This is a genomic window from Dawidia soli (genome assembly GCF_018598185.1).
Classification (GTDB): Bacteria; Bacteroidota; Bacteroidia; order Cytophagales; family Cyclobacteriaceae; genus Ohtaekwangia; species Ohtaekwangia soli.
Window position 1 is genome coordinate 1 of sequence record NZ_JAHESC010000084.1, and the last position, 13,479, is coordinate 13,479.

Annotated in this window: 11 protein-coding genes; 5 read left to right on the forward strand and 6 right to left on the reverse strand. The window is 54.5% G+C overall.

Annotation, left to right across the window (positions count from 1 at the left end):
• Window positions 1-329: ABC transporter ATP-binding protein (locus KK078_RS29545; RefSeq protein ID WP_254094490.1), on the forward strand; the 329-nt coding region annotated here is incomplete at its 5' end.
• 9 nt (window positions 330-338) lie between these two features.
• On the opposite strand, the gene KK078_RS29550 is transcribed toward KK078_RS29545, so the two are convergent.
• The 4 genes from KK078_RS29550 to KK078_RS29565 form a co-directional block, all read right to left on the reverse strand.
• Complete coding sequence (locus KK078_RS29550; RefSeq protein ID WP_254094492.1) at window positions 339-791, reverse strand: RES family NAD+ phosphorylase; 453 nt, start codon at window positions 789-791, stop codon at window positions 339-341.
• On the reverse strand, window positions 791-1,213 hold the full coding sequence (parS, locus tag KK078_RS29555; RefSeq protein ID WP_254094494.1) for a type II RES/Xre toxin-antitoxin system antitoxin: 423 nt from the start codon (window positions 1,211-1,213) through the stop codon (window positions 791-793). The genes KK078_RS29550 and parS overlap by 1 nt, the downstream gene beginning before the upstream one ends.
• A gap of 85 nt (window positions 1,214-1,298) precedes the next feature.
• Window positions 1,299-2,621: a tRNA (N(6)-L-threonylcarbamoyladenosine(37)-C(2))-methylthiotransferase MtaB gene (gene mtaB, locus KK078_RS29560; protein WP_254094496.1), complete on the reverse strand. Its 1,323-nt coding sequence runs from the start codon at window positions 2,619-2,621 to the stop codon at window positions 1,299-1,301.
• A gap of 57 nt (window positions 2,622-2,678) precedes the next feature.
• On the reverse strand, window positions 2,679-4,409 hold the full coding sequence (locus KK078_RS29565; RefSeq protein WP_254094498.1) for a phospho-sugar mutase: 1,731 nt from the start codon (window positions 4,407-4,409) through the stop codon (window positions 2,679-2,681).
• 587 nt (window positions 4,410-4,996) lie between these two features.
• Here KK078_RS29565 and KK078_RS29570 point away from each other — a divergent pair.
• The 4 genes from KK078_RS29570 (at window position 4,997) to KK078_RS29585 (ending at window position 11,420) form a co-directional block, all read left to right on the forward strand.
• Window positions 4,997-5,428, forward strand: coding sequence for a hypothetical protein (locus KK078_RS29570; protein WP_254094500.1), 432 nt, complete (start codon window positions 4,997-4,999; stop codon window positions 5,426-5,428).
• Window positions 5,429-5,641: 213 nt separating this feature from the next.
• Complete coding sequence (locus tag KK078_RS29575; protein WP_254094502.1) at window positions 5,642-7,552, forward strand: DNA topoisomerase IV subunit B; 1,911 nt, start codon at window positions 5,642-5,644, stop codon at window positions 7,550-7,552.
• Between the two features lie 27 nt (window positions 7,553-7,579).
• Entirely contained in the window at window positions 7,580-10,561 is a 2,982-nt protein-coding gene (locus KK078_RS29580; RefSeq protein WP_254094504.1) for a DNA gyrase/topoisomerase IV subunit A, read from the forward strand.
• Window positions 10,562-10,751: 190 nt separating this feature from the next.
• Window positions 10,752-11,420: an OmpA family protein gene (locus tag KK078_RS29585; protein ID WP_254094506.1), complete on the forward strand. Its 669-nt coding sequence runs from the start codon at window positions 10,752-10,754 to the stop codon at window positions 11,418-11,420.
• A gap of 13 nt (window positions 11,421-11,433) precedes the next feature.
• On the opposite strand, the gene KK078_RS29590 is transcribed toward KK078_RS29585, so the two are convergent.
• Together KK078_RS29590 and KK078_RS29595 are read right to left on the reverse strand one after the other, a co-directional pair.
• On the reverse strand, window positions 11,434-12,606 hold the full coding sequence (locus tag KK078_RS29590; protein ID WP_254094508.1) for a lactonase family protein: 1,173 nt from the start codon (window positions 12,604-12,606) through the stop codon (window positions 11,434-11,436).
• 48 nt (window positions 12,607-12,654) lie between these two features.
• Window positions 12,655-13,323 (reverse strand): family 1 glycosylhydrolase, encoded by a 669-nt coding sequence (locus KK078_RS29595; protein ID WP_254094510.1) that lies wholly within the window; start codon window positions 13,321-13,323, stop codon window positions 12,655-12,657.
• Window positions 13,324-13,479: the final 156 nt, after the last annotated feature.

The following is a 13,479-nucleotide window of genomic DNA, read 5'->3' on the forward strand; positions in this document are numbered from 1 at the left end:
CCGAGACGGTCATCAAAACCCGCGCCACGGCGCTATTGACCATGTTGGGAGTAGGCGACCGCGTACACCACAAGCCCTCCGAGCTTTCCGGCGGCGAGCAGCAGCGCACCGCGGTAGCCCGTGCGCTCATCAACGCACCCGATATCATCCTGGCCGACGAGCCAAGCGGAAACCTGGACTCCAAAAATGCGCTGGAGCTGCACAAGCTGTTCTTCCAGCTACGCGAGCAAATGAACCAGACCTTTATTATCGTTACCCATAATGAAGAGCTGTCAAAGATGGCCGACCGGCGGATCGAGTTAAAAGACGGGGTGGTTGTGGGCCAGTGACGACAGGCCCTAGATCAGCCGCTCATCAAATGTTATGGGCGCGCTTTCGGCGATCGTCACAACGTTAAAATCCGGGTGCGAGGGGTTGATCAGGATGTTGTAGTCGGGAGATATGACCGAAGGGACCCTGATCGCGAGGGAGGTTGCGCTTTGCAGCCAGGCTGTGCCCCAGTGCTGAACGTTGTCGTAGTAGCCTTTTTTATTCCAGTTCTCCGGAAGATCGCCCGGAGGGATCGTTACCACGGCGGTGTCCGGAATTTCCAGTGTTAATAAGAGCAGGTCCGGAGGCTTGACGGACGGAGGAAGGTGTACGACACTCTCCAGGATGGCAAGCGAAATATTCCCGGATGTATAAACTATCGGGCTCGTTCCGGCTTTATGCCACCGCCCTGACACCAGGGTAGAACCGAAGCCGCTGATGTCGGTCGCATATTTAGCTTTTTGAATCCGGTAGAGCAGCATCAATAAATACCGAATTCGATGCGTAAGAGCTCATCTTTCACAAGGTCTATCCCTAAATTGGAAGAGAGCAGTGTCATGGGCCGTTCATTGTTTAACGCCGGAATGGGGGAGGTCAACCAGTTTACAAACGACTCGGTGTTGTCATCAAAGGCACGCAACCCCACCTCGTAAAGCTCAGCCAGCTTAACAACATTTTCTGACGCCGCCGGCGTGAGATCGGCCGTTTTTTCCAACCGCTGAAAGGTCCGTACCGACATGCCGATCAGATCGGCAGCATCCTTTTGCTGTACGCCCAGCTTGTCGCTAATGAAGATAACATGTCTTTTTTTGAGGGGCTTTTCGCGGATGGCATGCCATAGCTCCTGCCTGGAATCAACCTTCCCTAAACCTGCCTCTCCTAAATGTTCCAGAAATGTGATCATACTCCTTAATACGTCATTTGACGCACTAAGTTACGTCATTTGTCTGGATTTTCAAACGGAGCAGAAGGGAAGGCGAGGTGGTTGCTTAGTGTGCGAGGGTTTCTTCGATGGCATCTTGGACCTCCATTAACAGGCTTTGGTCGTTGATGCGGCACAGGTTGACGCGGCGGAGCTCGTTCACCAACACAGGGTCGTATTTGGCCACTACGCGAACGTAGTTTTCAGTGAAGCCATGCATCATACCGTTTTCGACATCGTGCTCAAAGAGTACCGTCGCCTCACGACCGATGTTGTCCTCGTAGAATTTGCGGCGCTTTTTGTCGGAAAGGATGTGCAGCATCCTGGAGCGGTCGGCGCGTTGGCTGCCGGGTACCGGGTCGGGCATTTCGGCGGCGGGGGTGTTTTCGCGCTCCGAATACGTAAAGACGTGCAGGTAGGAGATGTCCAGGTCGTTCAGGAAACGATAGGTTTCCAGGAAGTCTTCCTGGGTTTCGCCGGGAAAGCCCACGATCACATCGACGCCGATACAGGCCTGCGGCATCAGCTCCCGGATCCTGGCAACGCGCTCCACGTAGAGTTCGCGTTGGTAGCGGCGGCGCATGAGGCGCAGGATCTTGTTGGAGCCCGATTGCAGCGGGATATGAAAATGCGGTACAAAGCGCTGCGATGCCGCCACGAACGCTATGATCTCGTCGGTGAGGAGGTTGGGCTCGATGGACGAGATCCGGAAACGATCGATGCCTTCGACCTGGTCGAGGGCACGGGCCAGGTCAATGAAACGTTCTACGCGTTTGCCTTCCTGTAAACCAAAGTCGCCGGTGTTGACGCCGGTCAGCACTACTTCGCGGACGTCGGTAGCGGCGATCTCGCGGGCGGTCCTGAGAATGTTTTCGATGCTGTCGCTACGGCTGTTGCCGCGGGCGAGGGGTATGGTGCAGAAAGTGCACGAGTAGTCGCAGCCGTCCTGCACTTTCAGGAAGGTGCGCGTGCGATCGTGCAGGGAATATGACGTGTTGAACGTGTCGGCCCGGGCGATGTCAGAAGCATACACCGTAGCCTGCGGCGGGCGTACAAAGCCATCCAGCAGCTCCACCAGGCGGAATTTCTCCGCCGCGCCCAACACCGCATCCACACCGGGAATTTCTGAGATCTCCTTCGGCTTGAGCTGGGCGTAACACCCGATAATGGCCACATAGGCATCTGGCGAAATGCCACGGGCTTCGCGCACGATCTTGTGGCATTTCTTGTCGGCATTCTCGGTTACCGAGCAGGTATTGATGATGAAGATGTCCGGGGTATCGGTAAAGTCGACCTTTTTATAGCCCTTTTGCTCGAACATACGCGAGATCGTAGAGGTCTCCGAATAGTTGAGCTTGCATCCAAGCGTATAAAATGCGACTTTTTTCATGATCAGACCACAAAGATAAAGGTTTTGCGCGTTATAACGGCAAGCCCCACTTCACACTCACACTGCCTTCAGGTATGCCTCGATCGCGGCGATACGTTCATCCAGCGCTTTGTTAACAGCCGGGAATTCAGCGGTGGATGTCAGCGGCGCGTTCACCGCCATGTAGAACTTGATCTTGGGTTCGGTGCCGGAGGGACGTACCGATACCTTCGTGCCGTTTTCCAGATAGAACTGCAGTACATCCGATTGCGGAAAATCAAGTGTTGTTTCTTTGCCCGTCAACAGGTCTTTCTCTTTCAGGATCTTATAGTCCAGCAGGCGAACCACGCGGCTGCCGGTGATTTCGGCGGGCGGGTTGCTGCGGAATTTTTCCATCATGGCTTTGATCTCCTGCTCGCCTTGCTGGCCTTTTTTGGTCACGTTGAGCAGGGCCTCCTTGTAAAAACCAAACTCTACGTACATGTCGATCAGCCAATCGTACAGGGACTTGCCCTGGTCGGTGGCGCTGGCTGCCATGGCGGCGAAGAAGGCGCAGGCAGAAACGGCGTCTTTGTCGCGTACAAAGTCTCCGGCCATGTAGCCGTAGCTTTCCTCCCCGGCGGCGACGAAGGTCTTTTTGCCTTCCAGTTTGCCCATCAGCTCGGCGATGTACTTGAAGCCGGTCAGGGTGTTATAACATTCCACACCCAGTTTGGCGGCCATGGCATCGACCAGTTCGGAGGTTACGATGGTCTTGGCGATGTAGGTGTTCCGGGTCTCCTTGAGGTTCTTCAGAATGAAGTACATCATCAGGCTAAACGCCTGGTTGCCATTCAGTAAGATAAACTCACCGTCAGCTTTACGTACGCCGATGCCCACCCGGTCGGTGTCGGGGTCGGTGGCCATGACCATGGTAGCACCCACAGCCTTGCCCTTTTGAATGACCATTTCCATAGCCGATTGCTCTTCGGGGTTCGGTGATTTAACCGTCGGGAAGTCGCCATCCGGCTCTTCTTGCTCGGCCACCACGTGCAGGTTGGTGAAGCCGATCTCTTTCAGTGTCGCGGGTACCATGGTGATGCCGGCACCATGCAGGCTGGAATACACCAGGGGGATATCCTTGTGTTTGGCGATGACGTCATGGTTCGGAATGATCTTCTTAACTTCCTCGAAGTAAGCCTTTTCAACCTCCTCACCGATGGTATGAATGTTACTCAGGACCGGCTTGAACTTTACCTGCTCGAAGGAGGTGATGGCCTCCACTTCTTTGATGATGTTCTTATCGTGCGGGGGCACCACCTGGGCGCCGCCCGTCCAGTAGGCTTTGTAGCCGTTGTACTCTTTGGGGTTGTGTGAGGCCGTGATCACCACGCCCGAGTCGCACTGCAGGTAGCGCATGGCAAACGACAGAAGCGGCGTAGGGCGGAGGCTTTCGAACATGTATACCTGGATGCCGTTGGCGGAGAATACCCCGGCCGTTACGTCGGCAAAGAACTCGCTGTTGTTGCGGCTGTCGTAGGCAATGGCCACTTTGGTGGCTTTGCCCGGAAAGGTCTTGTTCAGATAGTTGGCCAACCCTTGTGTCGCGACGCCCACGGTGTATTTGTTCATGCAGTTGGACCCCGCACCCATCACGCCCCGCAATCCACCCGTGCCGAACTCCAGGTCTTTGTAAAAGTTGTCGATGAGCTCTTTAGCGTCTGGTTTTGCCAGAAGTGCTTTTACTTCGGCTTTGGTTTCCTGATCAATGGCCGGGCTGTCGAGCCAGGCCTGGGCTTTTGACTTTACGTCGTCGAGGAGTTGTGACATAGGGATTTTACCGGGGCGTTTAAAATAAACCGGGCAAATGTATTACAAGTTTGCAGGGTGTTCCTAACGGGGCTTGTAATTTTTACGGCCGGATATCGGTGGGCGAAGCATGAAAAAATAGTGCCCGGCGATGTCATCCCTGAAATTTATCTCCATCAGGCAGGCTTTTTCCGGATATATAATAGCATTGACATAGAATTGATATAGCATTGAAATAGAATTGTAATAGTCTAATAGGACTATGAAAACCCTATTGGAATACAGCCCCATCCCAGGATCGAACAAGGGGCACGTCCCCAGTTCACGGGGATGTCCCCCGCGTAACAAGCGCCGGGCTGGGCAAAAGTCTTGTGCCTGAGGGCACGTTCAGGGCCTGAATAGAGGATGAGACGACGGGAAAAGCGGTGTTTGATGATGCTATTTATGCTTTAATTAAAATAATATTATAAATTGATAATCAAATTTTTATATCTTTTAAGTAAAGTAATACTTTTTACTCTTTCCTGACATTTCTCCTGTTTCATTCTCTTCTTTAAACCGTTGGATTCTGGGCAAAACTCTTACTTTTGCAGCCTAATTTTTGGATTATGGTTCTGAAGGTGTTTCGTGCGGTTTGGTTCTTGTCGGCGGTGTTGGTCCTGGCGGATTTGTTGTATGTCTACGCCAGCCTGCCCGAAGTCGTGGCGGTACAGGAGGCCGAAGGGGGCCAGGTGCTGCTGGATCGCGAGATACTGTTCTATGTCATGCTGGTGCTGGTGGCTGTTTGCAACGTGCTGGTGTATCTCATCAGCCGGTTGTACCCCCAACAGGAGGCCCTCCGGGCGTGGTTCCACGGCCTGGTCATTACGTTGAATATATTCTTTATTATAGCCTTAAGCCTGGTAAGCCTGTTTAACAGCCAGGAACGATTTGATTATAGCCGTATCGGGTTTGTTATTTATGGCAGTGTGGGCTTAGTGGTGCTGTGGGCCCTGAGTTGGCCTGTAATCAGGATTTTTGGTCTTTCACGACCAAAATGATCAGTTTAGTTAAAGTGTTTTAACGGGTTATTAATCAATTATTTGACTCCTTTCAGTTTGTTTAATGATGTAATTGAAGAATTAAGTGTGGCCCTTGAAGTAAAGATGAAATTCACTTTATTGTCCGCCGATAATTATTACATGATTTTTTGAACTGTAGGGGTTCGATTGATTTTTTAATCTGTTTCCTTACAACATAATCCTTTTGGGTATATGAGCAAGACGGAGAAAGATTCTTCTGGTTTATCGTATGACGAGTCCAGTATCAAGTCGCTGGACTGGCGCGAGCACATACGATTACGACCGGGTATGTACATTGGCAAGCTGGGCGACGGCTCGGCCAAGGACGACGGCATTTACGTGTTGGTAAAGGAGGTTGTAGACAACTCGATCGATGAACACATGATGGGGCACGGCAAGACCATCGACGTGACCATCACCGAATCGCGGGTGACGGTGCGTGACTACGGACGGGGCATCCCCCTGGGAAAGGTGGTAGACGTAGTGTCCAAGATCAACACCGGTGCCAAGTACGATTCCGGCGCGTTCCAGAAATCGGTGGGATTGAACGGCGTGGGTACCAAGGCGGTAAACGCGTTGTCAAACTACTTTAAAGTACAGGCCTTTCGCGACGGGCAGACCAAATACGCCGAGTTTAAAAAAGGGGTGTTGGTGACCGACGGCAAGATGCTCAAGACGGACGAGAAGAACGGCACATATGTGGAGTTCGAGCCGGACAACGCCATGTTCAAAAACTATCACTTCATTCCGGAGTACCTGGATGACCTGATGTGGAACTATGCGTTCCTGAACGCGGGCCTCACCATTAACTATAACGGGCAGAAATTCTTTTCCAAGGACGGACTGCTCGACCTGCTCAAGCAGAAGTCCGATGCGGACGATCTGCGTTATCCCATCATCCACTTCAAGGGCAACGACATCGAGGTAGCACTGACCCACGGCAACCAGTACGGCGAAGAGTACTATTCGTTCGTCAACGGCCAGAACACGACGCAGGGGGGGACCCACCTGGCGGCGTTCCGCGAAGGGGTGATCCGCGGGGTGCGCGACTTCTTTAAGAAAGACTTTGACGCGTCCGACATCCGGGCCTCTATCATCGGCGCCATCGCGGTGCGGGTGCAGGAACCGGTGTTCGAGTCGCAGACGAAAACCAAGCTCGGTTCCACCAACATGGCGCCGGACGGGGCAACGGTTAAAAGCTTTGTCGGTGACTTTGTGGCCAAGGAGCTGGAGATTTTCCTGCATAAGAACGCGCCGGTAGCCGACGCCTTGCAGAAGCGCATTCTGCAGTCCGAGCGCGAGCGCAAAGACATTGCCGGTATTAAGAAGCTGGCGAACGAGCGGGCCAAGAAAGCGAACCTGCACAACCGGAAGCTGCGCGACAGCCGTTTCCACCTGGGCGATAAGAACCCGCGTAACACCGAGAGCATGATCTTCATCACCGAAGGTGACTCGGCCAGCGGGTCGATCACCAAATCGCGTGACGTAGAAACACAGGCGGTATTCAGCTTGCGCGGTAAACCGCTCAACTCATTCGGCCTGACAAAAAAGGTGGTGTACGAGAACGAAGAGTTCAACCTGCTGCAGCACGCGCTGAACATTGAAGATGGTCTGGACGGCCTGCGCTACAGCCGGGTGATTATCGCGACGGATGCCGACGTAGACGGGATGCACATCCGCCTGCTGTTGATGACCTTCTTCCTGCAGTTCTTTCCCGACCTGGTGAAGGCCGGCCACGTGTTTGTGCTGGAGACGCCGCTGTTCCGCGTACGGAATAAGAAAGAAACGATCTACTGCTACAGCGACGAAGAGCGCGTGGCGGCCATCAATAAGCTGGGATCGAAACCAGAGATTACCCGCTTCAAGGGGTTGGGTGAGATCTCGCCGGACGAGTTCGGCGGATTTATCGGTGACAACATCCGGCTGCAGCCCGTGCTGCTGCACAAAGACAGCCACCTGCAGAAGATCCTGGAGTTCTACATGGGCAAGAACACGATGACCCGCCAGGAGTTCATTATCGAGAACCTGCGCATCGAGCTGGACAAAGTAGAGCCGAAAGACAAAGAAGTAGTATCGGAAGAAGAGGTAGCGGAAGAGATCTAATACCCTAATCGTAAGACGACGACCTATATGAGTAAAAAACAACATCCGGAGGACGACAAATCAAAACTGGTGCCGCATACGCCGGGCAACGGTGAGGGAGGGGGCGACGACGTCGTGCACTCGATCGCCATTGACGGCCTGTATGAAAGCTGGTTTTTGGATTACGCCTCGTATGTTATTCTGGAGCGCGCTGTACCGCGGATCGAAGACGGCTTTAAGCCCGTGCAGCGCCGGATCATGCATTCCCTGAAAGAGATGGACGACGGCCGCTTTAACAAAGTGGCGAACGTGATCGGTAATACGATGCAGTTTCACCCCCACGGTGACGCGTCGATCGGGGAGGCCATCGTGAACATTGGCCAGAAAGACCTGCTCATCGAAACGCAGGGTAACTGGGGGGATGTACGCACCGGCGACAGCGCCGCGGCGCCGCGTTATATTGAAGCACGTCTGTCCAAGTTTGCGCTGGACGTGGTCTACAACCCGCAGACCACGGAGTGGCAGCTGTCATACGACGGCCGTAAGAAAGAGCCCGTGACCCTGCCGGTGAAGTTCCCGTTACTGCTGGCACAAGGGGTGGAGGGTATTGCCGTGGGTCTTTCGACCAAGATCCTGCCGCACAACTTTGTGGAGCTGATCAAGGCTTCCATCGATGTGCTGAAAGGCCGCAACCCCAAGATCTTCCCCGACTTCCCGACGGGGGGCATTGCCGACTTTAATGAATACAACCAGGGCTTGCGCGGCGGCAAGATCAAAGTGCGCGCACGCATCGAGATCCTGGATAAAAAATCGCTGGTGATCCGCGATATACCGTTTGGTACCACCACCACGTCGCTGATGGAATCCATCGTCAAGGCGAGTGAGAAGGGCCAGATCAAGATCAAGCAAGTGATCGACAACACGGCCGCCAACGTCGAGATCCAGCTGCACCTGCAGCCGACGCAGTCGCCGGAAGTAGCACTCGAGGCGTTGTATGCCTTTACGGACTGCGAGATCTCGATCTCGCCCAATGCCTGCGTGATCATCGAGGACAAGCCCCACTTCATGGGCGTCAACGAGATCCTGAAATACAACACCCAGCAGACGCTGGAGCTGTTGCGCCAGGAGCTGGAGATCCGCAAGGCCGAGCTGATGGAGAAGATCCTCTTCTCGTCACTGGAAAAGATCTTTATTGAAAACCGCATCTACCGCAACATTGAAGAGGCGGAAAGCTGGGAAGAGGTACTGTCGACGATCGACAAAGGCCTGAAGCCTCACAAGAAGAAATTCTATCGCGAGATCACCACAGACGACATTGTCAAGCTGACGGAGATCCGCATTAAACGCATTTCGCGTTACGACTCGTTCAAGGCCGACGAGATGCTGCGCGGCCTGGAAAAAGAACTGAAAGAAACCGAGCACAACCTCAAGAACCTGACCGACTACGCCATTGCCTACTTCCAGCGCCTGTTGGAAAAGTACGGCAAGGGCCGCGAGCGCCGCACGGAGATCAAAAGCTTCCAATCGGTTACGGCGGTGGAAGTTATCGCCAACAACCAGAAGTTGTATGTGAACCGTGCCGACGGCTTTGTGGGCTACAGCCTGAAGAAGGACGAGTATATCACAGATTGTTCGGAGCTGGACGACGTGATCGTGATCCGCAAGGACGGAAAAGCCAAGGTGTCGCGGATCCAGGAGAAGGTGTTCATGGGCAAAGACATTTTGTATGTGGGCATCTTCAAGAAAGGCGATGACCGCATGGTATACAACGTGATCTACGCCGACGGTCGCGGGGGCAAGAGCTTCGCGAAGCGCTTTACGATCCCGGGCGTGACCCGCGATAAAGAGTACGATCTGACACAAGGCAACGCCAATTCCAAGATCTTGTATATCAGCGCCAATCCTAACGGAGAGGCGGAAACAGTAGAAGTAAAGCTTTCGCAGTCGAGCACGGCGCGCAAGAAAGTATTTGAATACGATTTCACCGAGCTGGAAGTAAAGAACCGCAGCTCGAAGGGTAACATCATCACACCGTATCCGGTGCGTAAGGTGGACTTCCTGAAAGCGGGTTCGTCTACGCTCAGCAAGCTGATGCTGTGGTACGACACGGAAGCGGGTCGTCTGAACAAAGACCGTCGCGGAAAATACCTGGGCAAGTTCGAGCCGGAAGATCAGCTCATTGCCTTCTCGCGCACGGGTACCTATAAAATTACGGGCTACGATCTCACCAACCGGTATGAGCCGGAGAAGACGCTGCGGGTGGAAAAGTTCAATCCCAAGCAGGTGATCACCGCGGTATATGTAGACGGCGACACCAAGCTGCACATGGTGAAGCGTTTCCTGATCGAAACGAGCACACTCGACAAGGAGTTCTCGTTTGTGCCGGAGAACGGTTCGCGCCTGATCGCGGTGACCTCGTCGGAAGAGCCGGTGATCGAGCTGGAGTTCATCAAGAGCAAGGACAAAGGCAAGGTGACCAAGAAAGTGAAGCTGGAAGGTCTTGTCGAAGTAAAGGGCTGGAAAGCTCAGGGCGGGCGTCTTTCAGAGTTTCGTGTCACGAAAGTGGCCCTGATAGAGGAAGAAGAAGCAGCACCGGAAGAAAGCGACAGCGACACCGAAAGCAATGAGGTGACTGACGCGGATCAGTCGCCAAAAAAAAAAGAGCAACCAGGCCCACCGCCCCAGCGCCCGAGCCAAAGTCGAAGTCAAAGCCAAAACGCAAGTCAAAACCAAAGTCCGTGGAGCAGCGAAAGGGGGGAGCAGGCAAGCCTCTTCGGCCAGCCGGCAAAGCCCCAGCAAAGCAGCCAAAGCCAGCAGCAAAAAAGCCAGCCAAACCTCTTCGGTCAACCGGAAAAGCAGCAGCAAAGCCAAAGCCCAAATCTCTTCCAGGAGCCAAACCAAAGCCAGGCAAGCCAAGCAGCCGACCAAAAAAGCGAAAGTAGCGACCAGGAAAACGGCGCGCAAAAAGCGGTAGACGACGACGGTAACGATGATACCATCCTCGGTGCCGGGCAGACAGTAGAATGGTAAACGCGGCCGCATGGCCGTCCACCGATGGATAAAAGACGCCGGAAACCCTGTATGAACACAGTGGTTTCCGGCGTTTGCTTTTTAGCCCGATAAAGCATCGCCTGGGCCGGTATACACCCGGACCTGGCAAGGACTTTGCAAACAGAACGTGTAAGTTTGCATGTCTAATATAAACCCAAAAGCAACCCCCATGAGAATTATTGGAATGACACTTGTTTTGCTGACCTTGTTTCTGCCGGCCTTTGCTCAGACCGATGAAATGTTGGCGCAAGGCAAGGTAACGGATTCGCGTACGGGCAAAGGCGTAAAGGCCAGCATCCGGTACAGCAGCATTCCTACCGGAAGTATCTTCGGCCGTTTCAACGACAGCACGTTTTCATTCCCCATTTTTGGCACGGCCAAGTATCAGATCACGGCGGGTGCGGAAGGATATAATCCGAAGACGGTCATTGTCGATCCGAAAGATGCCGACGGCGGCAAACGCATTTTGCGCGACATTTCATTGACGCCCAAAGGTCAGACCGTGGTGCTGAGCCATTTGATCTTTGCCCAGGGCAAGGCGACCATCGACCCCAAGTCGTACGGCGAGCTCGATGAGCTGGCGCAGATGATGAAAGAAAATGGTAGCATGGAGATCCAGCTGGAGGGGCACACCGATAACACCGGCAGCCCGAAGGCCAACCTGGAGCTGTCGCAGGATCGTGTGGACGCGGTAAAGAAATACCTGGTGGAAAAAGACATCGCCAAGAAGCGGATCCTCACCAAGGCATTCGGCGGCAGCCAGCCCCTTCGCAATGAAATGACACCCGAGGCGCGCGCGGCGAACCGTCGGGTGGAAATGCGGATCCTGAAAGACTAACGCAACGAGCGCGCTATTGCGCCAGCATCTTTAAACATACCGGTGACGGTACTTTGACGGGTTTGCCCACTTGTGTGAGCAGACCCGTTTTTGCGTTCATACGGAATAGCACGATCGTGTCGGTGTCCTGGTTGGCGGCAAAGAGGTATTCGCCCCGTGCATCGATCATGAAGTTGCGCGGTGTCTGGCCACCCGTAGCTTGCTGGCCGATCAGCTTGATCTTGCCGGTAGCGGCCACGGTAAAGATGCTGATGCTGTTCAAGCCGCGGTTGGACATATACAGGAACTTGCCGTTGGGGGTGATGTGTATATCGGCGCTGGTGTTCTTGCCGGTGAAGCTCGCCGGCAGCGACAGCACCGAGTCTTGCAGTACGGTCAGCGCGCCGCTCTTCTTATCGACCTTAAAGACGCCAACCGTAGAGGTAAGCTCTTCCGCCAGGTATAAAAAATTGCCGCTGGGGTGGAAGGTGAAGTGGCGTGGGCCGGTGCCGGGAAGGACGGCGGCTTCTTTTTGCTGCGAGGGCTCGAGTTTGCCGGTGCTCAGGTTGAAGTTATAGCTATATACTTTGTCGGCGCCCAGGTCGGCGGCGTAGAGTATACGGTTGTCGGGCGAGATCAGCGCCGAGTGTATGTGCGAGCTTTGCTGCCGGGCGGGGTTGACGCTGCTGGCGATATACTTTTTCGAGTCGGAGGGATTGCCCAGCAGGCCGTCTTCAAACAGCGGCAGGACCACCAGGTTGCCCTCGCCATAGTTGGAAACAAAGGCATACTGCCCGGTTTTGTCAAAGCTGATATGACAGGGATCGGCGCCAAAAGACGAGCGGTTGTTGAGGTCGCTCAGGCGGCCGGTCTTCGTGTCGATGGCAAACGCGCTGACGGAGCCTTCGAGGTCGCTGTCTTTTGCCTTGCCGCGGTTGACGGTATATAAGAATTTACCGGTGGGATGGATGCCCACAAACGAAGGACTTTCGGGCGTCGGTACGGTTTGTACCGGGGTAAGGGTGCGCTTGGCGCGGTTGAAAGCATAGACATACACACCGGCGCTGCCGCGCACGCTGAAGGTGCCGACATAAAGGAACTCCTTTTTGCCCTGTGCTTTGGTTTTGGTTTGCGTTTTGGCCTGTCCCCAGGCAGACGAGACAAACAGACACAGGATGATGGGCAACAGGAGTAGATTTCGGTACATAGGTTCTCAAGGTTCAGGTCGGTAGCCGGAAGGTACTTATTATAAATGTTAAAACGCCATTTCTGCGTGCTTGTGTACGGTAATTTTCTTGGAGTGCGCCAGCGAGGCGTAGAGGGCGCCACTGGGTTTCATGAAGCGGTTGCGGGTCCTGGGGTCGCATTGATACAAGCCAAAGCGCATGGAGGGCCCCAGGTGCCATTCCACATTGTCCCAGGTACTCCAGTGGTAGTAACCCTGGACGTCGATGCCGTCGCCGATGGCCTGGTGGATAATGGCGGCATAGTCCTGGATGGCTTGCAGCCGCAGGAAATCGCTTTCATCACAGACGCCGTTTTCAGTAATGATGATCGGCTTTTTATACTTGTTCCAGTACCGGTCCAGGCAGGTGCGAAGCCCTTCGGGATAATACTCCCAGATGTCGTCGTGCTTACGGCCCAGCTCTTTGATCTTGTGCGGGTGGTTCAGGTAGGTGATCGGCAACGGGTCGTGTGAAATGCGGCCGTAGTAGCTCATGCCAAAGAAATCGACCTTTTCGAAATGCTGGGGCACGTAGTCCATAAACCACCAGTCGCTGAGGCGGGCGGGGAACCAGCCCAATATATTCTCGGCCGCGAAGACAGCGCAGTTGTGCGAAATGCCGACAGGGTGGTGTGGGAACCGCGCCTTGAGGTAGTCGTAGACCTGGTCGTGGGGGGGGGCCCCGGTGTGACCCCCCATGCAGGCCCCCCCGCGGGGGGGGGTGTACCGGGGGGGGTAGCCCGGGCGGCCGCCCCACGGGGGGGGGGCGGGGGGGTGTTTATCACGGGGCGCACCAACACCTGGTCTTGGCCTGCCTCTGCGGTCCCCCCGCAGAAAATAAGGGCAGGACAAGAC